Source organism: Phycisphaerales bacterium AB-hyl4 (assembly GCA_041821185.1).
Classification (GTDB): Bacteria; Planctomycetota; Phycisphaerae; order Phycisphaerales; family Phycisphaeraceae; genus Natronomicrosphaera; species Natronomicrosphaera hydrolytica.
Genome location: JBGUBD010000003.1, coordinates 461,122 through 486,238 on the forward strand (window position 1 = coordinate 461,122; position 25,117 = coordinate 486,238).

The 25,117-nt window shown below is 64.0% G+C and carries 13 protein-coding genes; 7 read left to right on the top strand and 6 right to left on the bottom strand.

Annotated features, from left to right (window positions below):
• Positions 1-17 precede the first annotated feature (17 nt).
• Entirely contained in the window at positions 18-1,022 is a 1,005-nt protein-coding gene (gene araD1, locus ACERK3_06500) for an AraD1 family protein (protein MFA9477946.1), read from the bottom strand.
• 30 nt (positions 1,023-1,052) lie between these two features.
• Positions 1,053-3,479: a DUF6785 family protein gene (locus ACERK3_06505; GenBank protein ID MFA9477947.1), complete on the bottom strand. Its 2,427-nt coding sequence runs from the start codon at positions 3,477-3,479 to the stop codon at positions 1,053-1,055.
• Positions 3,480-3,917: 438 nt separating this feature from the next.
• Between ACERK3_06505 and ACERK3_06510 the strand changes: the two genes are divergently transcribed.
• Complete coding sequence (locus tag ACERK3_06510) at positions 3,918-5,258, top strand: sulfatase (protein MFA9477948.1); 1,341 nt, start codon at positions 3,918-3,920, stop codon at positions 5,256-5,258.
• A gap of 6 nt (positions 5,259-5,264) precedes the next feature.
• On the opposite strand, the gene ACERK3_06515 is transcribed toward ACERK3_06510, so the two are convergent.
• Positions 5,265-6,611 carry a DUF4038 domain-containing protein gene (locus ACERK3_06515; GenBank protein ID MFA9477949.1) on the bottom strand — a complete coding sequence of 449 codons (1,347 nt, stop codon included), beginning with the start codon at positions 6,609-6,611 and terminating at the stop codon, positions 5,265-5,267.
• A gap of 290 nt (positions 6,612-6,901) precedes the next feature.
• Between ACERK3_06515 and ACERK3_06520 the strand changes: the two genes are divergently transcribed.
• The gene (locus ACERK3_06520; GenBank protein ID MFA9477950.1) at positions 6,902-8,080 is read left to right on the top strand and encodes a Gfo/Idh/MocA family protein; all 1,179 of its coding nucleotides are present in this window, start codon (positions 6,902-6,904) and stop codon (positions 8,078-8,080) included.
• Positions 8,081-8,330: 250 nt separating this feature from the next.
• Here the strand turns inward: ACERK3_06520 and ACERK3_06525 are convergent, their stop codons facing one another.
• Positions 8,331-10,538 carry a hypothetical protein gene (locus tag ACERK3_06525; GenBank protein ID MFA9477951.1) on the bottom strand — a complete coding sequence of 736 codons (2,208 nt, stop codon included), beginning with the start codon at positions 10,536-10,538 and terminating at the stop codon, positions 8,331-8,333.
• Positions 10,539-10,769: 231 nt separating this feature from the next.
• Positions 10,770-11,711, bottom strand: a complete 942-nt coding sequence (locus tag ACERK3_06530; GenBank protein ID MFA9477952.1) for an ROK family protein — start codon at positions 11,709-11,711, stop codon at positions 10,770-10,772.
• Between the two features lie 286 nt (positions 11,712-11,997).
• On the opposite strand from ACERK3_06530, the gene ACERK3_06535 reads away from it, so the two are divergent.
• The 3 genes from ACERK3_06535 to floA all read left to right on the top strand — a co-directional run bounded on the left by ACERK3_06535 (position 11,998) and on the right by floA (position 18,454).
• Positions 11,998-12,579: an SIS domain-containing protein gene (locus ACERK3_06535; GenBank protein MFA9477953.1), complete on the top strand. Its 582-nt coding sequence runs from the start codon at positions 11,998-12,000 to the stop codon at positions 12,577-12,579.
• 72 nt (positions 12,580-12,651) lie between these two features.
• A complete protein-coding gene (locus ACERK3_06540) occupies positions 12,652-17,160 on the top strand; it encodes a hypothetical protein (GenBank protein MFA9477954.1) in 4,509 nt (1,502 codons plus the stop codon).
• A 307-nt stretch (positions 17,161-17,467) separates the two neighbouring features.
• Positions 17,468-18,454, top strand: coding sequence for a flotillin-like protein FloA (gene floA / locus ACERK3_06545; protein MFA9477955.1), 987 nt, complete (start codon positions 17,468-17,470; stop codon positions 18,452-18,454).
• A gap of 156 nt (positions 18,455-18,610) precedes the next feature.
• Here floA and ACERK3_06550 read toward each other — a convergent pair whose 3' ends face one another.
• Positions 18,611-19,702, bottom strand: a complete 1,092-nt coding sequence (locus ACERK3_06550; protein MFA9477956.1) for a DUF6786 family protein — start codon at positions 19,700-19,702, stop codon at positions 18,611-18,613.
• A gap of 143 nt (positions 19,703-19,845) precedes the next feature.
• Between ACERK3_06550 and ACERK3_06555 the strand changes: the two genes are divergently transcribed.
• A complete protein-coding gene (locus tag ACERK3_06555) occupies positions 19,846-21,825 on the top strand; it encodes a hypothetical protein (protein ID MFA9477957.1) in 1,980 nt (659 codons plus the stop codon).
• Positions 21,826-21,883: 58 nt separating this feature from the next.
• Positions 21,884-25,096, top strand: a complete 3,213-nt coding sequence (locus ACERK3_06560) for a VWA domain-containing protein (GenBank protein ID MFA9477958.1) — start codon at positions 21,884-21,886, stop codon at positions 25,094-25,096.
• Positions 25,097-25,117: the final 21 nt, after the last annotated feature.

Consider the following 25,117-nt stretch of genomic DNA (forward strand, 5'->3'; position numbering starts at 1 on the left):
GCTCAACGTTGGGAAGCTCAAAGCACGTTCACGGGAACGAAAGGCTGCGGCCCGGGCTCGACTTTCATCGGGTTGCGCAGTGGTCGGCCCAGTTTCGGGTAGTGGATGACCATCACGTCGCCGTCTTGGAGCTTGAGTTTGTCGCCGTAGCTGAAAGCGTCAGCGCCGAAGAAGTGCAGATGCACATCGCCCGGCCGACGATGCTCGGGGTACTTGAAATGATGGTGCTCCAGGTTCTGCACGCTGTGACACATGTTGGCTTCGCCGGTGGCGACATCGGTGCGCCAAATCACGTTGCCATCTCGTTCGACCCGTACCTCGCCGACGATGTCATCGAACGGTTCGCCGACGACCAGTTCCGGGCCCAGCGAACAGGCCCGCAGCTTGGACGAGGAAAGGTAGAGGTAGTTCTGCTGTTCGAGCACGTGATCGGAGAATTCGTTGCCGACGGCAAACCCGACGCGCCACGGCATCCCGTTCGGCCCGACGAGATACGCGCCGACCGGCTCGGCTTCCTCGCCGCCGTCCATTGCGAACGGCGGCATCTCCAACGGCTCGTTGTGCGCCTGCAGCCGAGTGCCGTTGCACTTGTAAAACCATTCGGGCTGGACGCCGACGACGCCCGGCGCGGGTCGGCCGCCTTCCATGCCCATGAGGTACATCTTCATACTGTCGGACACGCTGTCGTCGCCGACGTTCGCGACGTGCATGGCCTGGCGGTTGTCGGCGCTCTTCTTGTGGCTCAGGCCCGTCCCGGTGATGAAGCAGAACGCCGGCTCGTCCGGATGATCGAACGGCGGCAGCAGCTTCCACTCGCTCTGCCCTTCATAGATCTCGTCGTAAGGCAGGCTCTCCTTGCCCAGATTATTCGGGACAAGATCGGCCAGCGTGACGTCGCTGTCGATAGCGGCGGCAGCCATGGCGTAAACACTTTTGAAGGTGTCGAACAGGCGAAGCGTGTCGCCCTCAACCATCGCAACGCGTCGGCCGTGCCGGGGATGTTGAAGCTGAATCAGTCGCATTTGGCAGTTCTCAAGTCACCTCGCACGAGGTCAGGGGTAAAGGCGATACACCGGCGGCGCGACGTTGTGGATGCCGTAGTACGCCGCGCTCGCGCCGGTCCAGACCAGGCCCATTAACAGTTCGCCGGCGATGACGCCGACCATCAACGGCAATACCTGCCGATACCCACGCGTGCCGCCCAATTGCACCACGGCGAGTTTGATCATCCAGCCGATCAGGAACGAGCCCGCGAGCCGATACGACGGCATTGTCCCCCAGACCAGGAACAGCACCGGATGAATGGGCCACCACGGCAACCGCAAGCGTGCAGCCGCCGTGGCGATCAGCAAGACCATCCCGCCGAACATCCACGCCCACGCGTCGAATGAAAGCTGCACATTCCAAAGCCGGTCGAGGCCCTCCACGGCCGTGGCCTGCGTGAGCGTGTCGCGCACGGTACTTTCGCTGATGTGCCGCGTCGCCTGGTCAAAGGGCATGTTCGGTAGCACCTCAGTGTCCCATGCGCCCGCGCCGCCGACGCCGTGATTGTGCGTCAAACTGAACAGCGCCGCGCCGGCCACGAGAAAGCCCACCAAAAGCATCACCGCCAGCCACGGCGCAACCTTGCCCGGCTTGCCCGCCCCGGAGCGGTCCGCCATCTGCATCGCGTTGGCCAGGTAAGGCATCAGCAGCGTACGCGGATCACCCACAAGCATCGTGCTCCCCACGGCCAACACAAGGAACGTCGTCGGCCCGATCGCCTCGAAACCAAGCAGACCGGTCAGAATGCCCGCAGGCAACCACCACGCCTGCACGAAGAACATGCCTGTTTCCACCACCACCCGCGTCAGCACCAGATAAATCAGCAACACCAGCAGCACGAGCACGATCGCCATCAGCCAATCGAGCCCTGCCGTGTAGAGCACGAACACCGTCAGCGCAAACAGCACCGCCAGCCCGCGCGCCGCCCACACCGCCGACGTCGGCGTGTCAATCGTGCGCGCTCCGCCCACGGCGGCGATGGCCAACCTCGCGTAATACCGCCGACCGATGTAAGCAATGATGCCCGCCATCCCGACGTACGCGCCGAAGCGCAACAGGTTGCCTTCCCCCGCGCCCATCCGGTCTTCCTGGAAGGTCGCACCTGCCGCGAGCAGGGTCGCGCCGAGCATGCCGTACGCTAACGTCGCCGCCCCCAGCGAAAACGATACGGGCGTACCGAGGAAGAAACAGAAGGCGATCACCGAGAAATAAATATGCGGCCGAAACAGGTCGTTCGTCGCACCGATTCGGCCGAAATTCGGGAACAACTCACGCAGCGGCCCAAACTCCATGCGCAACGGAATGTTCGGTAATTCGGGGAACCAGGCATGCAGCCCGTTTACGCCATGCACCGCCGCCATCGCGATCACCCCGACCCAGAACGCTTGATGACGGGCAATGCTCGGCAGCCAAGATGTCGCATCCCGCTCCGTCAGCTCATTCACAAATCGCGCGATCGGATACGGCAGCAACTCGCGGCGCGACCATTGCGGATGCACGATCACCGTCAGGCAAAGACTCGCCAGCCCCAGCAACAACCCCGCCGCCCCCCACACACGCAACACCGGCCACCACGCCGACCATGGCAACTCCGTCAAGCCCAACGGCTCCGAGCTGCCCACCAGCAACATGTCCAGCACCTCGCCGCCACCGGCGCTCGTATCCAGCAACACGCCCTGCCCCTGCGGCGCAGGCAGCACCACGCCCGGCAACGTGCTTACCAGCCACCACCGGTTCAGCTGAACCTGCGCACGGCCGGTCAACGGCTGCTCCAAATGCTCCCCCAACAACAAGCGCATCGGACGCGGCAGTTCGCTCATCGTCGGCGGCGGCGGCTGCGGCGTCAGATCCCCACTCACCAACGCAACATTCACCGCCCGCACCACGTCACGACGCGATCCGATCGGCACCTCCTCCGCGCCGAGATGCTCCTGAAACACCCGCTGCCCCCGCGCGTCCATCTGCGACCACAACCGCTCGAGCACTGGCTCGCCCTGCCGATGCAACGGCTCGGCGACCGCCAGGATCAGCGCCTCCCAGTCCTGAACGTGCCCCTCCGCCAGCCGCGGGTCGCCGCCCGGCAGGTAACGCATAACACCCACCGCCTGCCAGTCCGCCTTAGGCCCCTGCCAGTGATTCGGCATCGCCGTGATTGTGATGAAGTACCGATAGAAACTGAAGCTCGGCCAGCCGCACGAAGTTAGCCCCAACGCGACAATCACCGCCAGCTCCGCTGTACCCAACGACCAGCGCGGCCCCAGCAGACGTAGCAACGGGTTCACCCCGAGCATCAGCACCACCAGCAACCCGAACACCGCAATGGGCAGGTGGTTGTTGATGAACAGACTGCTCTGCATGAACAGGTCGTTGAAGTGCGTGAAACCGGAGATGAATATCCCCAGCCCCAATCCCAAGATAATCGCTCGGATCGTCATGCACGTGCCTGTTCAGGGACCGTCACGGGATCATCCTCGCCCGACACTCACCGCCCTCGCGGGGGCCGTGCCAAGCCTCTCACATTCACCATGCCTTCGCCAGCCCTATCCTCGACAGCCGTCGTCGACTGCCGTCCCGGCGGTTTTTGCCGTTGTACTTGTACACTCTCTATGCCGTGTGAGCAAGCGAAAAACGAGCCTCGCAAAGTCCTTTTTCATACCGGCTCAACCATCGTCGAATTGACCGCATCACCTACAAGTAACATATATTTCGAACAAACCTCACGATTTGCAGGCCGCTGCCCGGGACGGGCGCGAAATTTGTTGTATTTTCACCCAGATGACCGACACGTCACAAACCACCAACCGCGACTCGACGTCGCCGACGAACGAACAGACAATGGCCAAGACCCCTGACCACCCAAGGAGGCACCGCCCATGCCAGCCGCAAACCCCGGCGTCCTGCTGCTGATCGCCGACGACTGGTCACCCATCGCCGGCTGCTATCACGACCCCGTCGTGCACACGCCTCACATCGACGCCCTCGCCCGCCGGGCCACACGCTTCGACCAGGCCTTCTGCACCACACCGAGCTGCGCCGCCAGCCGCGCCAACCTGCTCACCGGCCAATACGTACACCAGCATGGGCAATACGGCCACAGCCACGGCTACCACGGCTTCCGCACCCACGAACACCTCGCCGACCAGACCCTCCCCGCTGTGCTCCGAAAACATGGCGTCTTCACCGGACTGATCGGCAAGGACCACATCGCCCCCAAATCCGCCTACCCCTTCCACGTCGACGAGCGATGCCAGCCCCGGTCCCTCTCCGGCCCGGCCGAGGGCGTACGCCGATTCCTCACCGCGGCAGGCGACCGGCCGTTCTACCTCCACGTCGCCTCCGCCTACCCGCATCGCACGGGCGGAGACTTCCGCCGCTCGCATGACGAAGGCGACGGCCTGTCCGACGACGACGTGCTCTATCCGCCAGAGACCCTCCCCGTTCCCAACTGGCTGCCGGACACGCCCGAAGTTCGGCAGGACCTCGCCGACTACTACACCTTCGTCACCCGCTTCGACCGCTTCGTCGGCGTAGTGCTTGCAGAGTTGCAACGCAGCGGGCGGGCCGATGAAACCACCATCATCCTCACCAGCGATCACGGCATGCCCTTCCCCGGCGCTAAAGGCTCGGCCTACGACAGCGGCCACCACTGCCCCCTGATCATCGCCCCACCCCACGCCAGCCCCCACGCCAGCCAGGCGCTCGTCAACTGGTGTGACATCTACCCCACCATCTGCGACAGCCTCGCCCTGCCGCAGGCCGACCTGCCCGCCGACCTGCCGGGCCGATCGCTGCTGCCGATCCTCGACCAATCCGACCCGCCCGGCTGGGACCAGACCTTCTACTCGCATGTGTTTCACGAGATCACCAACTATTTCCCCTATCGCGTGCTGCGCGAGAAACGATTCAAGTTCGTACGCCACCTCGTCCGCGACATGCCCATGCCCAGCGACCTGTTCAACTCGCCGACCTGGCAGGCCGTGCTGAAACAATCGCTGACCCACATGGGCGATCGCCTCACCGAGCGCGTGCTCCACCACGATCGCGAAGAGCTATACGACCTCGCCAACGATCCAGCGGAAACGACCAACCTCGTGGCGAACCCCGCCTTCGCCGACACGGCCGACCGCATGCGCAAAACCCTGCACGCATTCCGCGAACGCACCAACGACCCCTGGCTGATCGTCGACAAACAGGAAGCCGCGACGCACAACTGACCCGCCTTACGCCTGCGCCTCCAGCCCGGGCAACGGCAGTTGCTTGTCGTCGTCATCAAGCAGCAACACCCAGTCCCGGCCCCGGCCATGCGTCGGCGGCGTGAAGGTCTGCATCGGCAGCGGCAGCGACGTGCAGAACGGCGTCGTCATGCCGTAGCGTGGATCGAACCACGACGCTCGCACGCGACGCGCTTCAACGATGTCCATCTTGAGCGTGAACTGTTCGCCGCGCGGCGAGTAGGCGATTGCAAACGACCGATCCGCCGCCCGCGCCACGCGCACCTTGCCCCCGCCGCCGCCGGGCCCGTCGAGGATGCAACCCTGCTCCGGCACGAGTTGATGGAACGGCCGAGTCTCGAACAGCCGGCGAACGTGGCGCATCTGAAACGCGCCAGGGTGATCCACCGCCTCGTGCCACGGCACCGTGGCGTCGAGATGAACGGGATTGACGCCCGGCTTGCACATCTGCCACACGCTGTTATCGCCGTAGACATGCCCGCACGCGCCCGCCAGCAGCGCCCAGTACGCCGCCTGCCGAACGTCGTAATCATCAAACCGGTCATAGCCGGCACAGTGCTTGTTGTAGAAGCCGACCGGCAGATTTTCGTAGCGCGGCTCGGCATCAAGCGTCGGCTTGGCCGGGCTCAGCGCATAGTCGTGATCGATGAACAGACCGTTGTCGTAATCATGCGCCGCGTGGGATGTCTGGCACATGTTGAAATCCAACCACTCGGCCGCATGAAGCCGATCGGATGATCGCCCCGGCCCATAAGGGTGAAACGTGATCAACTGCTCACCTTCGGCACCGCCGTCGCGCAATCCCCGGGCAAAGCCTTCGATGATCTTCATTTCATCGTCGTTCAACACGTTGCGATCGCCGCCGAGAATCCAGATCACCGGCTTGCCGCGATACCGCTCTGCCAGAAATTGCCCATAAGACTCAGCAGAGTCAGGCCGAAAAATGCCCGGCGTGCTGTAAGGGCTGTACCGCCACTTATTGCCCCACGACGGCAGCAGCCCGACAAACAAGCCAAGCTCGGCCGCACGCGCTACCAGGTGATCCACATGTTCGAAGTACGCCTCGTTCGGCCGAGTGGGGTCATTGTCAACGAACGGCATATCGCCTTGCGCATTTGGACGGTCGACATCCTTGAACCCGCGCACCAGAATCGTCTGGACGACAGTGAACCCCTTCGCCGCCCGGTTCTGAAGATATTGATCCATCTCGTCGCGCGTCAGCGCGTAACACAAATGCCACGCCGTATCGCCGAGGTAGAAAAACGGGCTCCCATCCGCCCGCTCGAGGTATCGGCCATTGGAAGCCACACGCAAACGATGATGTTCAGGCATCATGCTCGAAATCCTTGCGGAGTCCCTCATTGCCGCGCGGCGCACCGCCCCGCCCGGCACCGCCGACCGCCCCTTCGCGGCTGGCGTTCGCAGGGTAACGTGAGTGTTGTATGTTTGTCCAGAGTAATTACTTCACCGTCGGCATGCGGCCGCCTGCCGCCCTGACGCGACACACTTGATTCCTAAGCGATTTACGGTAGATTCTCATTGCCTTCGAGAGTCCCAGCAAACGCACAACCAAACCAAATCGGTGGATATTTGCAACCGCCACTGGATCGAATAAGGTGCCAGACATGAACACAAAAACCCAGATCGGCATCGGCGTCGTCGGCTGCGGCCACCGCATGGCGGCACTGCTGCCACACATCCCCGGCCTCGGCGGCAACATCGAAATCCGCCGACTCGCCGACCCCGACCCGCTCGCGATTCAGGAATTCCAAGCCGACATCGCACCCCGCGCCAAGGCCAGCGCCGACGCCGCACAACTCGCCGCCGACCCTGCGGTCGACTGGGTGTTCGTCGGCTCACCAAACGCACTGCACCCGGAACACGCCATCGTCGCGCTCGAAGCCGGCAAGGACGTGTTCTGCGAAAAGCCGCTGGCGACCACCGTCGACGATGCCCTGCGGATTCGCCAGGCTCACCAGGCCTCCGGCCGAACGCTGGCGCTCGGTTTCGTGCTCCGCTACACACGCCACGGCCAGGCACTGCGCCGCATCATCGACTCCGGCGTGCTTGGCAACATCCTCAGCCTCGAATTCAACGAAACGCTCCCGCTCGATCACGGCGGACACATCCACGGCAACGCCTGGCGGCGACTGACGAGCATCGGCGGCGGCCATATGCTCGAAAAATGTTCGCACGACATCGACCTCATCTCCTGGCTGCTCGATGCAAGACCCGTGCGCGTCGCCAGCTTCGGCGGCCTCCGCCTGTTCACCGCCGACAACGCCAACCACGCCGAACGCATCGGCCAGCATGAATCCGGCCGACCCGCCTTCCAGGGCTGGGGCCTGCGCCGCGACGGCGACCCGTTCGCCATGAAAAAGGACATCGTCGACCACCAGGTCGCCATCCTCGAATTCGACAACCAGGCCCGCGCCACCTTTCACACACACTGCGCCACCGCCATCCCCGAACGCCGACTCTACCTCTGCGGCGACCGCGGCACCCTTCGCGCCGACTTCAACACCGGCCTCATCGAAGTCGAACCGCTCGGCTACAACACAACACGCGAACAGATCGACACCAACGACGAAGGCGGCCACGGCGGCGGCGACCGCATCCTCGGCGAAAGCCTCGCCGAAACCATGCTCCGCGGCCAGACACCACTCGCCAGTGTTAAAGAGGGCATCGTCGCCACCGCCGTGGCACTCGCCATCGACCAGGCCCGCACCAACAGCCAGGTGGTCGACCTCACGCCACTATGGCAACAGATCGACGAAACAAGCCCACACTCAACAAGCGTGTAATACGGTTTCAAGTTATTTCCAGCGCGTTTTCCCACCCCCTCTCCCTCCCAGGGAGAGGGAACCGGACGCGCTGGGATTAACTTGAAGCCGTGTAATCGAATTGCACATCATCTCGAGGGCACTCGAAGCCCACGGATTGAATCCGTGGGCGCCAGTCTCATCGACAGATCATCCCCCAATAGCAACAGCGTCGTGACCGCAATACGGCCACGACGCTGCTCGTGCGACTCCGTCTTTCAAAACGTCGGCCTTACTCTTCCGGGCCGACGTGTTCATACCCCGTCGGCTCAAGATACTTATACTCGCTGGCCTGATCGCCCTTCTCCAACTGCACGCCATCAATCCAGAGCGTGCCTTCAGACATCAGCATGATGCGGATGAAGCTTCCCCCTTCCGAGCCTTGCTCGAAGGTCACTTCGTACCGCTGCCAGTCATTGCCGACATTCTCGATCTGTTTATGCGCCCAGCCGTGCATCACCCACACGCGAGCCGGGTGGTCGGCCCGCAGCCACACCGAGAGCGTGTACGTGCCGCCTTCCGGATACCGCACACTTTGATGAATCGCAGGCGTCACCAGCAGGTTGAACGCTTCCGTACTGCCCGCCATACCCGGCGCGTCCTTGATCAGCCGCATGCTCCGTTCGCCATGCACTGCCGTCTCGGTCACCGGCGCCCACCGGCCGTCTTCCGTGCCCGCCGAGCCCGACTCCATCAGCGAGTCAATCGTATGCCACGCCGCCGGCCAGCCCGGCAGCCGTGCATAGTCATAATCGAAACGACTGTTGGCGATCAGGTTCTCAACCGTCGGCTCAAAGATCGGGTCGAGCTTCTCTTCCACTTCGCCAACCTCAATCGCCAGCGACAATGCCTCGCCCGCCTCCCATTCACCACCGGGCAGTTCATACACCCGCCGAGCGAAAGGCTCGAGCTGCTCGCGAAACACACCCTGGCTCAAACTCACCTGATCATCGTCGAACCATGCCATCGCCTCTCCATGGAACCGTGACGGAAGACGATACTCAACCTCGACCGGCGCCGGCTCGGCACTGACCACCAGCAGATAGCTGCGGCCGTCGTGATTCTTCACCAGCACTTTCACCGACTTCTCAGTGTCCGGCCGTTCGTAACGCACGTCCTGCGCAGGGCTGCGCTCCAGCAAGATCGGCGACAACGCCTCAACCTCGCCCGCCATCTGCTTGAGCATCTCCCAGTTCGGCCCGTACGCCGCGGGCCAGTCCCAGTAGAACAAACCCTTCACATCCGCCGCCAGCGACAGGTACGTCTGCGCCCGCTGCTCTTCCGGACTCAACGGTATGGGTCGGCCCGACGACTTTTCAAACAACGGCGTGTAAACGAACGGCTCGTTCTTCTCCCACGACACCTTGACGTCACTCCGCGCGACGTCGTACACACGGCTCATGTGCTGCCGACGATAGATGTAAAAGTCACGCATCGGAACTTCCCACGCATCCCAGTGCGCGTTCTTCGAAAGCCCCACCGCAAACAGCACCATGACCGCGTGGTACGGATCCAACGCCTTCACAATCTGATACCACTCTTCAACACCTTCCTGCATCATCAGGTGGTGCGGATGCTCCGGGTTGTCCTGCCAGAAGTTGTCCGGCTCGTCGTAACTGTAATAACCGATCACCGCTGGATGATCGCGTGCGTTCCGCACGACGCCCGGCGTGATCTGCTCATTGTGCACCGGGTATTTCTCCGGCCACTCCATATCACGATATCGGTGATACAGCTGACCCGGCGCAAGCTTCGTCGGCGTCTCGACCGCGAACAGCCCCGCGTCATGAATCGCATCAAGGTAGTCGCGCACCGCCGAGTAGCGATTGTAGTCGCTGTCCCAGGGTTGATCGAGATCCCACCGATTCGCCGTCGTCTTACCCTTCCATCGCAGCGTCATGTTGAAACCCGCGTCAGCGATGTCCTGAAGGTATTCCGGATAGACGCCGAACACGCCCATCGGAAACAACGGCTCACCGTCGACCAGCATGATGCGCCGGTAACGGTCGATCTGCGTAATGCGAACGTCGCCGTTCGGCGGCGGCAACTTCACCAACCGATCTTCACCTTCCCACACGGCGCGATTGCCCACCAGCACACTCAACGCCACGCGCGACTCACCCTCAGGCAAGTCAGCCAACGGCAGTTCGAGCACCGTTGGTCCCGACTCGGCCAGCGCCTCTTCCACCTCCACGCCCGCATCCGCCACGGCCGCCCGTACGCGCACGCGTGCCGGCCTCGGCTCGTGCCCGAGGTCGAAGACCACGTTCGCCACGTCTTCATGGACGTAGTAGTTCAATTCCACCAGCGCCTCGACGCCCTGGTCCATGCCGTCGCGATTCCGCTCGTCCGCCGCCGCCACCCGCGGGTGCGAAGCAGTCACCACAAGCAGCGCAACCACCGCCACAGCCGTCATTCCCATTCCGTTCAGCTTCAACATACAGAGCTCCTGGAGCACCAGATAAAGTCAAAAATACAACCACTTTGTTGCAGAATAACTTTGGCGCGAAGCCAGATCAATACAATTTCGAAAGTTTTACCCGGGCAATTACCCCGAACGCCGCCGAACTGCCACCATATGCCGCCTGAAGGACTACCAGAAAATCGAAGTCATTTTTACAACACACTCAACGCACATCAAACGCGCCTTCGTCAGCCACGCCCACCAGCGTCACTCCAAGGCGATGCACGCCACTGCGAGCGCCGAACAGTCCTGTAGCCGATTACCGAGCCCCGCGGCATCAATACGGCAGTTTTCGCGAGCCAGCGGATGAGCCTCAGCAAGAAAGGCGGCTCGCACCCGCTCAACCCACGCCTGCCCGAGATACCGCGCGAGACTGCCCAGCAGGATCACGTCGAGGTGAAGCAGGTCCGCCAACAGCGCGCACGCCGCGCCCGTGGCTTCGCTGGTCATGTTGACGATCGAACACGCCGCTTCGTCCCCCGCCGCCGCCAGCGCCGCCACGTCGGACGGCGCGGGTGCCGCAGGCCAGCGGTCCGGGTAACGCCACGCCGCCAGCGCGCCCAAGGCCGAGGCCGCACAGTAGGCCTCGAAACAGCCGGCCTTGGCGGTAGGCGAGCCCGCGGCGCCATAGGCGATCGGCCCGCTCGGCCGATAGCGAACATGTCCGAAATCGCTCGGCCGACCGCCCGCCCCACGATAAATCAAACCGTCAAAGATCAGCCCGACACCAAACCCCGTGCCCGACGTCAGGTAGGCAAGCCGTTCCGCGCCGCGACCCGCCCCCCAGCGATACTCCGCAAGCGCACAAGCCGACCCATCATGCTCAACCCGCACCGGCAAACCAAACGCCTCCCTCAATCGCGCCGCCAGCGGCACCGCATCCCACCCCGGCAGGTTCGGCGGACCATGCACCACACCCCGCTCCGCGTCGAGCGGTCCGCCGATCGACACCCCTACACCCTGCACCCCCCCACACCGGGCAAGCAGCGACTGCCCCTGCCGAACCAGATCCGCCATCATCGCCTCGGGGCCGCGCTCCGCCCGCGACGGCCACTCGACGCGGTCGATCACCCGCCCATCCGAGCCGCCCACCACGGCCGCACATTTCGTACCCCCAATATCCAGCCCAAGACAGCTGTACGCTTCCATCACCACCACACCTCTTCCTTTCAAACACATCAGACCACGAATCAAACCTTGAACCGCCGGCCCGGCCACACCGGAAAGGAGCGTACATATATACAACTAACCACCTGCCGTCGACACGAACCAGAATATCAACAAGGACGTTATATCGCGTATAATGAATCCTACGCCGCTCACCCCTTGCAGATCCACCCGGCTCAGGTATAGTGCACATGTACAACGGCGACGCGTAAGCAGGATACCCCGAACCCCCTACGGCGACGCACTCGGCAGCACGAAGGAGAGCCGGTTGGGCACCTTACAGCAGAACATCGACGCTGCCGAAGCCATGCTCGTTTCGTTGCGAGGATTGGACGATCTTGTCGAGCGTGCCGCGAAGCTGATCAGCGACGCCCTGGCCGCCGGCCAGAAGTTGCTGGCCTGCGGCAATGGCGGCAGCGCCGCCGAGGCCGGTCACCTGACCACCGAACTCGTCAGCCGGTTTCGCCGTGATCGACGTCCATACCCCGCCATCTGCCTCAATGCACACGGCGGCGATCTGACCGCCATCGCAAACGACTACGCCTTCGATGATGTCTTCGCACGGCAGGTCGACGCCTTCGCCCAGCCAGGCGATGTCCTGGTCGCAATCACAACGTCCGGCCGCAGCACAAACGTTCAACGGGCCGTCGAATCGGCCAGCCGGCGCAACGTTCGCATCGTCACCCTGCTCGGCCGTGATGGCGGCACGCTGCGAAACGCCGCCGACGTCGAGTTGCTCGTCGACGCTTCCGACACTGCCCGAATTCAGGAAGGCCACCTCCTCCTGATTCATGCCATCTGCCAGTGCATCGAACAACGACTGGGACACGACGCATCGCCCGCGCGTTGAGCCTCGCCCGATCGCGACCGCGTCAACAATACGGCCGGGCCGTCTGCTTCCGGCGCATTCCAAGGAGCCGCCATGACTCATTTCCTCGCCTTCACCCTGCCGCTGTTGTTGATCGCCACACTGCTGCCCGCCGCGGCGCCCGATCCCCAGCCGAACGATTACTTCTGGGCCCATTCCGTTCAGTTGCCCGCCGAGACGAATCTGCGGACCTTCGACTTCACCGACGGCGCACGCGACGACATCACCTTCATGGAAGGCGTCGAAGACGTCACCTACGACGACGGCCGCATGCACTTCACCCTCGCGTCAGAGTCGGCGACCATCGGCTGGGGCAACTATCGCGGCCGACAAACCGTCGCCGAGATCGACAGCCTCTTTCAAGAGACGAACCACGTCAGCGTCATCGCCTCGCAGGACGACGCGCCGCCGACCGAGTGGCGGATGCACTACTGGGGCGACGGCCAACGCATCGAACTGCGAGGCACTGACTTCGGCGAAGACACACTCACCCCCGGCAACCAGCAAACCCTCACATTCCACACCGGCTCGGTGATCCCCGTGCCGGACGGCCTTGAGTTCGTCATCCGCGGCGAGCCCGGCACGCGCATCACCCTCCAGCAGATTGACGTTCAACAGGATGAACGCGAAGGCTACATCCGCAAGCAGTTCACCCTGCCGGAAGGCGAAATCTGGCGCGCTACCGCCGAAGTTGCCGGCCAGCCCCGGCATCGCTGGTCCCGCTCGGCCAAAGTCCTCAACCACCTCTACGTCAACGGCGAATACGTCGACCGCACCGGCGCCCTGCACATCGAACACACCCGCCCCGTCGACATCAAGCCCTTCCTCAAGCCCGGCCAGGCCAACGCCATCGGCATGTACGGCTATCGCATCAACAGCAGCCCGATGCTCTTCGTCCAGGCAACCATCATCATGACCACCGGCGAAGTCATCCGCGTCGGCACGGACGACTCATGGACCTACACCCGCACTGCCGACGACGCGTGGTCGACCGCCGACTACGACGACGCCGACTGGGAGCCTGTCTCCCTCGGCCGAGCGCCGAACGTGCACGTCCGGTCCAATGACCGCACATGGCTTCGCCCCTCATATGAGGGCTACCTGCATTTCAAAAATCCCGACGCCGCTCGCCTCACCTACAACAGCGACCGCGACGTGTCGTTCGAGGTCGTCGTACCCGAAGGCCTCGCAGAACGACAGCCAACGTTGACGTGGCATTTCGCGAGCACGGACAACGACGGCCAAAGCGTGCCGATCGCACAAGAGACCGTGAGCGATTTCACCCGTCGCGACGGCTCGCTCGTCTACACCTTCAACGTCGGCCAACACGACAAAGGCGTGTACACGCTCGCCGCCGACCTCACCGCCAACGACGGCGAAACCATCGAACGTCGCCCGCGCGAGCCCGTGCTCGTCATCGGCAAACTCGATCAACGGCCCATCGAAGACAACGACTGGTACGGGTCGCTCGATACCGAACTCGAAACCGAAATCGACTTCACCGACCTGACCACCGACCGCCCCTGGATCGCGGCCTACCCCGGCCGAACGCGCTCCGACCCGGCGATCGAAGTCACCGACCCGACCATCATCGAAGTCAACGGAAAGCGGTATCGCGAAACCGAGCCGTTGCGCGGCGCGTTTTTCAGCTATCGCCTGGAACGCTTCGAACACCCCGGCGACTTCTACCTCATCGAGATGACCTACCCCGATGACGTCCCCCGCCACGTCGAAGTCATGATCGGCACGAAACGCGACAGCGTCTGGACCAACGCCCGCTCCGGCGTCGGAGCCGAAACGGGCGGCAAGTTCTACCAGACCGGCGAAGAGCAGACGCTGCGCTGGATTCACGTGGCCGACCCCGGCGTGCACTCGATCGACGTGGTCAACGTCGAAGACGGCAAACGCGCCGCCGCCGGCACGCTTCGCATCCATCGCATCAGGGGCGATCTCCCCACCGCCCAGCCGGGCACGAACCGGGCCTACGGCATCTTCTCCGAACGCACCGCGCCAAACTCCGGCGTCGCGACCGGCTTCGGCGTCTACCGCGAGAACGAGGCGAACGACGTCTCGATCATGGCACGCACGATCCGAGATCTGCAATGGGCGCTCGAAACCGCCGCCCGCTACACGCAGTACCTCAACTACGTCGGCCAGAACACACACATCATGGGCGTCTACCAGTACCACGAAAACAACACGCCCTACGTGCGCCCTTACGAGATCGACACTGCCCGCGTGTCGCCTTCGCTGGAAACCGTGCTCGCCGAGACCTTCAACGCCAACGGCATCACGTTCCACGCCGGCGTCGAGTGGAGCCAGTTCGCCGACCTCGCCACGGTGGTCAACAATGCCCAGGTTGCCCAAGGCGCTGACACCATCTGGATGATCGACGCGCAGGGCAAGCAATACTACGGCAACGCGCTGTTCAGCATCGTTCCCAACTGGCTGCATCCCACCAATCAAGCTCAGTTTCAGGATTTCATGGCCGACCTCACCGGCAAGTATGCCCACCTCGAACACTTCAAGGGCCTGCACTTCTATACCTCCGTCGCACAGCGATGGGAGTACTACCCGCCCGGCTTCACCAACCGCGAAAACTTCGACAACCCGTTCCTGATGAGCTATGACGACATCACGTTCGAACAGTTCCAAGCAGAAACAGGCGTCGACCTCGGCATCGCTGACGACGCCCCCGACCGCTTCAGCCAGCGCGCCCGCGCCGTTCAACAGGATGACGTGAAGCAGACCTTCGTTGACTGGCGGGCGCGACAGTTCCACCAACTGCTCAAGGTCGGCCTGGAAGGCGTCCGCCAGCACGGCGATCATCTCGAATTGATCGGCATGGTCCCGCTGGAAGAGCCCGAGTTCCTTCGCATGTGGGCCGAGAGCGATCGCGACTTCAGCGATCTGCTCAAAGACTACGGCTACGACCTGAAGCGCATCAACCAGACCGACGGCCTTAAGCTCGGCATGAACGTCACAAGCTGGCGCGAAACATTCCCCGTCTTCGCCACGCAAGACCCTTACCGCTGGATCCCCCGCACCGCCGAGAACATCCACGAAGCCTTCGCCGACGGCGAGCCGCGCTACGTCATGGTGCGCAACAGTTGGGACGAAAACATCGCCACCACCGGCGGCGAAACCGTCATCGGCTTCTCCTGGCAGGGCCGACTCATCCGCGACGGCTGGATCTTCGACGCATTGAAAATACGCGCCCACCCGCAACCCTCGGGCTATCACGCGCGCGAAGCCTTCGCGCAGGTGCTCATCGCGAAAGACCCAAACCTCCTCATGGGCGCCTTCATCGACCTGGTGCTGAACGTCGGCTACGAGCAGGAGCTCGGCTCGATGCTCGCCAGCTTCACCCACCTGCCCGAGCAGCGGTTCGAGCCCGTGGCCGACACCGGCTTTGAAACCAACCTGGCCATCCGCCGACTCGAACACGATGGCAGGACATGGTTCTACGTCGTCAACCCGGGCTACTGGCACATCGACGCCACGCTGCACCTCGCCGACGCAGCCACCGCCGAGACAGTCGGCGCAAGTCCGCAATCGCTGCCACTGACCGACGCGGGCAACGGCCTGCATGAGCTAGCCATTCGGCTAGAGCCGTACGACCTGTTCGCCTTTGTCGTTGACGGCACTGGCGCGCAGGTCGACCGTTTCGACACGGGTGCGATCACCGATCACGAACGGGCCCACATGAGCGACATCGCCGATCGCGTACGCGAACTGTTGGGCGATTCAACCGTTCAGCAGGCCGTACCCAGCGATGACATGGAATACCTCGAGTCGACGTTGACTGAGATCAACACCGCCCTCGATGAGGGGAGTTACGCGCTCGCGTGGCATCGCATGACGCATTATCGCTTCTGGAGCCTGTGGAAGAACCTGCTCGAAAAGGCCGCGGACGGCATGGCCCTGCTGCCTGATCAATACCGCACCGCGCCGACGCCCGGCCCCGGCGAAGAACGGACCCTCACCGCCACGCGCATCGACCAGCCGATCAACGTCGACGGCAACCTCGACAAAGCCGTGTGGCAGCAAGGCGCCTTCGCCGCCGACTTCACCACCGCCGAGGGCTCGCCCGGCCTGGCCGAAGTGGGTGTGCAGGCGGCCTACGACGAGCAAAATATCTACCTCGCCTTCGTCGCCGCGGAGGTGAATGTCGACGACATCAAGGCCACCGCGACCTCGCCGCACGAGTTTTTCCCGGCCAAGGACGACGCCATCGTCATCTTCCTCCAACCTCAGGCCGGCGAACCGCTCTACTACCAACTCGGGTTCAACACCGAGGGGCTCCTGTTCCACCAACGCGTGCTCGGGGGCGATCGTGATTACACGCCGATCCCCGACTGGCACGCCAGCGTTCAAGTGCTCGACAACGTCTGGACCGCCGAGGTCGTGCTCCCGCGAGCGGTCTTCGGCATCGGGCCGGACGCCGACGTGCGGGTAAACTTCCATCGCGTGATGCGCGACGACATCGTCCCGCCCGCCTCCTGGTCGTCGACCAACCGCTGGCATAACCCGGACGACTTCGGCCATCTTGAACTTGAATAGCCAACGCGCCGGAACCGTCAACCACGATCATTCACTGCCAGGCAGCGAACTACTTTGCTCGGGTGCCATGTTTCGCCCCGCGGCCACGTGGGGGTTCTTCCGGGGGTCGCCGTAGGCGGCGAGGCTAAACGCATACGATGTGCACCACAGCCCGCTGCCACGTTCGACCCGCTCCGCGCCATAACGCGGTACAATACCTCCAGCAGTCGGCCACCCCGACATTCGCCCCTCCCCGGTTTGCAAGGAGCTTCCCATTCAACCGCTCGCCTCGCTTTACACGTTGGCGCAACAGACCGACCCTGTCACGATGGTGCTGATCGCCGTGTTGATCATCGCAGCACTGATCGCACTGGTCGTGCTGATGTTCGTCATTCAGTACTTCAACCTCTGGTTCCAGGCAGTGCTCTCCAAGGCCCCGGTGGGCTTTCTGGACATCATCGGCATGCGGTTTCGGCGGGTTGATGCGCGAACCATCGTGCTCTCGCGCATTCGCGCGCTGAAGGCCGGGCTCAATGTGACCACCAACCAGCTTGAGACGCACTACCTCGCCGGCGGCAATGTGCCCCGCGTGGTCAACGCGTTGATCGCCGCTGACCGTGCGAAGATTGAACTGCCGTGGGACACCGCGTGCGCCATCGACCTCGCCGGCCGCGACATTCTCGACGCCGTGCAAACCAGCGTGAACCCCAAGGTCATCGACTGCCCCAGCGCCAGCAGCGGCAAGACGACGATTGACGGCGTGGCGCAGGACGGCATTCAGATCAAGGCCCGCGCCCGCGTGACCGTGCGAGCCAACATCGCCCGTCTGATCGGTGGTGCGACGGAAGAAACCATCATCGCCCGCGTTGGTGAAGGCATCGTCACCACCATCGGCTCGGCGGCCAGCCACAAGGCGGTGCTGGAGAACCCGGACGGCATTTCAAAGACGGTGCTGGATCGCGGTCTTGATTCAGGCACTGCGTTTGAGATTCTCTCCGTCGACATCGCCGACATCGACGTGGGTGAAAACATCGGCGCGAAGATCCAGGGCGACCAGGCCGAGGCCGACAAGCACCGCTTCCAGGCCGAGGCGGAAAAGCGTCGCGCGATGGCTGTCGCGCAAGAGCAGGAGTATTCCGCACAGGTGCAGCAGAACCGGGCACTGGTCGTGCTTGCCGAGGCGGAAGTGCCCAAGGCGATGGCCGAAGCGTTCCGCCAGGGCAACCTCGGCATCATGGACTACTACCGCATGCGGAACATCCAGTCCGACACGTCGATGCGCGACTCGATCGCTGACGACGAAGGCAAGCAGTAGGAAAGACATGACAAGGTGAGGGGGTGACAGGGTGACAAGGTGATGAAGCCTTGCTACCCGCTCACCCTGTCACCTTGTCACCCTGTCACAACTCACGCCCCGCGCCCGACGAGCATAGGACGCGGCACGCGGTTGGTTTCATAAGGGCCGTTTCACTTACGCAATCGGTTGGACGTCAACGCCCAGCAGCATTCGGCCGGCCTGCCGGACAAGCCCCTCGGCGCCGGCGATCACGTGCGTGACACATGAGCCGGTGCGCAACGCCGGGCCCGCGCCGACGACGATGGCGGGATCGTGATATTCCATTTCGCCGAAGCAATGGCCGGGGCCTTCGCCGGTGGCGGTGCCATCGTCGTTGTAGGCTTGCAAGGCGTCGCCGCCGAAGGTGTCATCGGTCATGCGCGGCATGTCGACGTAGGCTTCGCCCGGCTGCGGGAGGAAGACGCGGACGATCAGCGACGCCTGGCCGTCGGGCAGGGCACGGTAGTAACCCATGCGGCCGTTGGTGTGTTCAGCACGCAGGCCCATCTTGATACGACGTCGGCTGTCGATGAGGAACCGAACGCAGTGCGGATCGACCTGCACATGCTTGTCGCCGAACGGGTCGTAGTAGCTGCGCGGTTGGCCCTGCACGGGCATGACGGTCGGGCAGATGAGTGTGCCGGTGGGCGGTAGCTGGAGGATGTCCCACGCGCCGGCGACGGCTTCGGGGTCGCCTTCGATCAGTGACAGGTCGTTGCGGATGGCGAAGCTGGCGCAGGCGAGCGAGTCGGGCAGGCCGTGGGGGCGATCGATGATGGTGATTTCGCGCGAGAGGTTCAGCGAGACAGACCGCTCGCTGCGATGGTCGGTCAGGGCCATCGTCGTACCGAGCACGACGTGGTCATCGCCCTCTTCGATGGGGCCCCACTCGGAGGGGTCCATGCGTGTGGGAAGTTGGTACGTGCCCTGCGGATCGGTGCGGGCGGCTTCGAGGTCGGGCCACATGTAGCCGTTTTCGGGCGCGATCCAGATCCGGTCGCCGCCGATGAGTCCGCCGGCTTCGTGCAGGGGCGTGCCGGCGTCGCTGGCGTCTTCGAGTCGGGGGTTATGCCAGAAGAGGTTTTCATCGACACCGGGCAGTGTGCAGCCGAGCACGCGTGCACCGTGGTCGAGCACGATGATCTGCCCGCTGCCCGCGGTGAAGGTTCGTGGTTCGTGGCCGTTGTCGGCAAGCGAAGCGGCGAGGCGATTCAACCAGTCGGCCATGATGGGCTCCCTCATTTATTTAATCGTTGCGAGTGGCGACCACGGTACGGCAACGGATGAGCGGTCACAAATCGCCCACCGACCAAATCTCCGAAAAGGTGGGCCGGGCCTGATCGGGCCGATATGATTAGGTAGACGGTTTTATGCTGAAGTTTGAGCTGGGAGAACGCGAGATGCATGCGATCGACAAGGCCCTCGGACGAGCCCGGCTACGCCTGCTGCTTTGCCGAGCAGTGTGGTGGCTGGGTGTGCTGACGCTGGCGGGACTGGCGGCGGCGGCGGCGCTGCTGCTGGCCGAACGGCTGTTCCTCGCGCCGATTGCATGGTGGGCCTATGCGATAGTGGCGGGCGTGGTGGTGTTGGCGACGCCCGTGCTGGCGTGGCGAGGGTTACCGGGGCAGGCGCAGGTGGCGGAGTTGCTCGACGATCGGCTTCATCTGAAGGATCGGCTGAGCACGGCGTTGTACGTGCGTGCGATGGCGGACCAGCCGTTCGCCCGGCAGGTGATGGTGGATGCGGAACAGGCGGCGGATCGGCTGTCGGTGCGTGAGGCGTTGCCCGTGCGAGGCGGTCGGGCGTGGAACTGGACGCCGGTGGGGGTGGCGGTGTTCGGACTGCTTGCGTTGCTCGTGCCCGCGGAGGTGGACGTGCTCGGGTTGAATCAGCGTCAGGCACAGCAGGCCGCCGACGACGCGCAGGCCGACGAAGCTCAGCAGCGGATCGTCGAGGCAAGCGCTCACATGCCTGACCCGAGTCGGATGACCGACGAGGCGGAGGCGGCCCGCGCGGAAGACCTGCTCAATCAACTTGCAGAGCTATCGCAGCGCGATCTGCGCAACCCTGACATCCGCCGGGATGCGCAAGCGCAGTTGTCGCGGTTGCAGGACCGAATCGCGAGCGAGCGCGAGCAGCAGGAGCGGACGTTGCGGACGATGCGCAACGCGATGAGCCGTATCGATCCGGGGCAGTCGGGCCCGGCGAACCGCTTTGCCGACGCACTGCGTCGCGGTGAGTTTGCCAGCGCCCAGCGTGAGTTGGATGAGCTTTCGCGCGCGGTGCGTGAAGGCTCGCTTTCCGAAAGTGAGCAGCAGGCGTTGCAGCAGCAGCTACGGAACATGTCGGACCAGCTTGAGCAGTCCGCCGAGCAGCATCGCCAGCGGCAGGAACAGACGCAGGAGCAGATGCGTGAGCAGTTGCGCGAGCAAGGCCTGAGCGATGAGCAGATTGACGATTTGCAACAGCAGAACTTCGACCAGCAGGCCGTCGAGGATGCGCTGCGTGAAGAATACGAACAGCAGGACATGGACCGCGAGCAGGCGCAGCAGCAGGCCCGCGAGCAAGCCGAACGGACGCAGCAGCAACAGCAACAATCACAGCAGGACAGCCAGGCCGGTGAGATGTGCGACGGTCTTGGCGGTTCGATGAGCCAGATGGCCGACGCGCTCGACCCGCAGGGGCAGCAGCAGGGTCAACAGGGACAAGACGGCCAACAGCAACAAGCCCAGCAGGGAGAGGACGGCCAGCCGCAGCAAGGTCAGCAGCAGGCTCAAAACGGCCAGCAGGCGCAAGACGGCGGGCAGGGGCAAAGCGGTCAGCAAGGCCAGGGCTTCGACCAAGGCTCGTGGCAAGGCCAACAGCAACTGGACCAGATTTCGCAGATGCAGCAGGCGCTGAAGGACATGGGCGTCAGCGAGCAGCAATTGCAGGATGCGATGCAACAACTTTCGCAACAGCAGCAACAGGAAGGCGACGACGGCGGGGGCGGTCAGCAACAAGATCAATCGCAACAACAGCAGGCAGGCGTCGGCGAAGGCGCGGGCTCGGGGTCGGCCGGCCCGCCGTTGGGAGAAGAAAGGCGGATCGGCGAGTACCAAACGCAAGCACGCGACCGCTCACGCGACGGCCAGGGGCGGATCATCGCGTCGTGGCATGAGGAAGGTGAGATGACTGCCGACGCGCCGACAATCGAATACGACCAGGCGGTGAGCGAAGCGCGCAGTGATGCCGAGCGAGCGGTCAGCGAAGACCGCGTGCCGCGCCGCTACCACGGCGCGATCCGCGAATACTTCAAGCAACTGCCCGAGTCGGCGGATGAAACGCGACGAGCGCCGGCCACACCTTGATGAGAATCAGTTACAGGCCGACACGAACTGATTCGCATCGAACGATGAACCATCAACCTTGCTGAATTTTCGGTTTGATCAACCTGAACTGCTCTGGCTGCTGCTGTTGGCAGTGCCGATCGTGTGGCTGGGCAGGCGGAGCCTGGCATCGCTGGACCCGACGCGCCGCTGGACGGCGGTGGGGCTGCGGCTGGCGGTGCTGGCTGTGCTGGTGTTCATGCTGGCAGGGCTTCAACTCGAACGCCGACACAGCGACCTGACCGTGATGGCGGTGGTCGATCAGAGCGAGTCGGTTCGGCGGTTCGCTCAGCCGCCCACGCCGGCGCAGCGGCCCGGCCCCACCGCCGAGCAACATCACACGATCGAACAGTGGCAGCAACAATGGCTTTACCAGGCAACGCGCGGCCGACGACAGGACGACCGCTTCGGCATGATCACCTACGACGGTCGCCCCACCGTGCGGTCGCTGCCGAGCCCGGTCGTCAACATCACACCGGGCACGATCGATCAGCCCGTCGAGGGCACGGACGCCGCGGCCGGCCTGCGGACGGCGCTGGCGCTGTTCCCGGGCGATACCGGCCAGCGCATGCTCTGGGTGAGCGATGGCAATGATGGCACGATCGATGCCACCGGGCGCGTCGACGGCTCGGCAGTGCTCGACGCGGCACGCGAAGCCGCGGCGGCGGGCATTGCCATCGACGTCGTGCCACTGAGCTACCGCCTCGATCGCGAAGTGATGGTCGAAGGCATCTACGCCCCCACCGAGGTGCGCGAAGGGCAGACGGTGGCTTTGCGCGTCGTATTGCGTTCCACGCATCGCGCTCGCGGCACGCTGCACCTGCTCCACGATGACGAGCCGGTCAATCTCAACCCCGAAGGCAATCGTATGGGAGTGCCCATCACACCCGACGACTGGACCGCCGAGGGCGATGACGGTGATGCTGTCGACGATACGGGCACGTCGAATGGCGCATCGCAGCCCGGCCGATACGTCGCCGTGACAAACGTGGAAATTCCGCTGCACTACGCAGGCGTGAGCCGATTCGAAGCGGTGTTCGACCCGGCATCGGGGCATGATCAGATCACGGCCAACAATCGCGCCGAGGCGTTCACCCTCGTCGCGGGCGAAGGGCGTGTGCTGTTCGTGGACAACGTCGGCGGCGACAGCGGCACGGTGCTGCCGCGAGCGTTGCAAAGCCGGGGTATTTTGCTCGACATCGTCACACCGCGCAGCCTGCCGACAAGGTTGACGCAGCTTCAGCGGTATGACGGCATCGTGTTGCAGAACGTGCCCGCTGACCTGTTCACCACACCGCAGCATCGCATGCTCGCCGAGTACGTGCACGACCTCGGCGGCGGGCTGGTCATGGTCGGCGGGCCGGAGAGTTTCGGCGCAGGCGGCTGGGCGAACACGCACGTCGACCGCGTGCTGCCGGTCGAGTCGCAGATCCCCAGCCAGCGTGTCATGCCCTCCGGGGCGCTGGTGCTGGTGATCGACCGTTCCGGGTCGATGAGCGCCAATGTCGCCGGCACGCGCTACAACCGTCAGGAGATCGCCAACGAAGCGGCGGTGCTCGCGCTGCAGGCGCTGTTCCCGCAAGACCTCATCGGCGTGGTTGTGTTTGATCGCCAGGCCGACTGGGTGGTCGACGTCCAACCCGCCAGCGATCAGCAGCGCATCGCCAGCCGTATCCGCTCCATCCAGCCGCGCGGCGGCACGCACATCTACCCCGGCCTCGTCGAAGCGACCAACGCCCTTCGGCAGCTCAGCCCCCAGGACGCCGCTGTCCGCCACATCGTCCTGCTGACCGACGGCATGGACAACCCCGGCCTGCAAAGCGACTACCCCGGCGTCGTCCGAGACATGCTCGACAACGACATCAGCCTCACCACCGTCGGCATCGGTGAAGCCAGCGAAATCGACGGCGCCCTGCTCGAAGACCTCGCCAACCGCGGCGGCGGTGAGTTTTACCACGTCACCAACCCGGCCGACCTGCCGCAGATCTTCATCAAAGAAGCCCGCACCATCCGCCAGAACCTCGTCAAGGAACAAACCTTCACGCCGCAGTTGCAGAACACCGGCTCGCCCATCATGGCCAACGTCACCGGCGTACCGGAACTGCATGGCCTCGTGCTCACCGGTGAAAAAGACGACCCGCGCGTTGTCACCCCCATCCTCGGCCCCGACGGCGAGCCGGTCTTTGCCCACTGGCAGGTCGGCCTCGGCCGGGCGGCTGCGTTTACCTCCGACGCCACCAACCGCTGGGCGACCCCCTGGCTGCAATGGGACGGCTACGCCGACTTCTGGGCACGCACCATGCGCTACATCGCCCGCCCCTCCGTCACCCAGGAGGCCGACCTCGTCACCAGCATCCGCGGCCAGTCGCTGAACGTCCGCCTCGACCTCGGTAGCGACATCCTCACATTGAACAACGGTGATGCTGACGGTGAACAACCCCGTGTCTTTGGAACCATCCTCCGCCCCGATGGCACGACCGAAACCATCGACCTCCAGCAAACGGGGCCGGGCATTTTTGAAGCCACCGCCGCAGCCGACGTGACCGGCAGCTATATCGTCTCACTTACCGCGCCCGGGCCCGACGGCGAACGCAGAAGCGTCTACGGCGGGGCGAATCGACCGCCCGGCGGCGAGTTGCGGCGCTTCGAGTCCAATACCGCCCTGCTGCAACAAGTCGCCGAACTCACCGGCGGCCGTGTGTTCGATCCCGCCGACGCCGAGGCCGCCAATCTCTTCGAGCGGACGTTCGAATTCGAGTCGCGTTCCATCCGTCCGCTATGGCGTGTGCTGCTGGTCTGGTTGATCGTGCTGTTTCTGCTGGACGTCGCCTGCCGACGCATCGCCTGGGACCTGCCCGCCATCTGGGGCTGGACCCGCACGCGCGCCGACGCCATGCTGGGCCTGTTTCAGGCGCGTGACGATCAACAGACCGAAGCCACCCTCGCAACCCTCAAGCACCGCCGCGCCGCCGCCACGCAAGGCCGTGCCGCTTCCAGCGAAGGCGACGCTGCTTCAGCAGCGCCGCCCGCCCCCGCACGCAAACGTAAATTCGAGGCCGACCCGAATGCAAAACCTGCCGCCGATTTGCACGAATCCGTCGGCGGCGCAACCGACCAGCCCACCCCCGGCGCCAGCCAGATGGCCCGCGAGCAGGCCGACCGCGAACAGGCCGACGCGGACGCCCACGACACCACCAACCGCCTGCTCGCCGCGAAACGTCGGGCTCGACAGAACGCCGACCGTAACCGTTGACTGACTTACATTCTCAGACAG

Bases quoted from the DNA above. Each gene is read 5' to 3' on its own strand.
- araD1 (MFA9477946.1), bottom strand. From the start codon at position 1,022: ATGCGACTGATTCAGCTTCAACATCCCCGGCACGGCCGACGCGTTGCG.
- ACERK3_06505 (MFA9477947.1), bottom strand. From the start codon at position 3,479: ATGACGATCCGAGCGATTATCTTGGGATTGGGGCTGGGGATATTCATC.
- ACERK3_06510 (MFA9477948.1), top strand. From the start codon at position 3,918: ATGCCAGCCGCAAACCCCGGCGTCCTGCTGCTGATCGCCGACGACTGG.
- ACERK3_06515 (MFA9477949.1), bottom strand. From the start codon at position 6,611: ATGATGCCTGAACATCATCGTTTGCGTGTGGCTTCCAATGGCCGATAC.
- ACERK3_06520 (MFA9477950.1), top strand. From the start codon at position 6,902: ATGAACACAAAAACCCAGATCGGCATCGGCGTCGTCGGCTGCGGCCAC.
- ACERK3_06525 (MFA9477951.1), bottom strand. From the start codon at position 10,538: ATGTTGAAGCTGAACGGAATGGGAATGACGGCTGTGGCGGTGGTTGCG.
- ACERK3_06530 (MFA9477952.1), bottom strand. From the start codon at position 11,711: ATGGAAGCGTACAGCTGTCTTGGGCTGGATATTGGGGGTACGAAATGT.
- ACERK3_06540 (MFA9477954.1), top strand. From the start codon at position 12,652: ATGACTCATTTCCTCGCCTTCACCCTGCCGCTGTTGTTGATCGCCACA.
- floA (MFA9477955.1), top strand. From the start codon at position 17,468: ATGGTGCTGATCGCCGTGTTGATCATCGCAGCACTGATCGCACTGGTC.
- ACERK3_06550 (MFA9477956.1), bottom strand. From the start codon at position 19,702: ATGGCCGACTGGTTGAATCGCCTCGCCGCTTCGCTTGCCGACAACGGC.
- ACERK3_06555 (MFA9477957.1), top strand. From the start codon at position 19,846: ATGCTGAAGTTTGAGCTGGGAGAACGCGAGATGCATGCGATCGACAAG.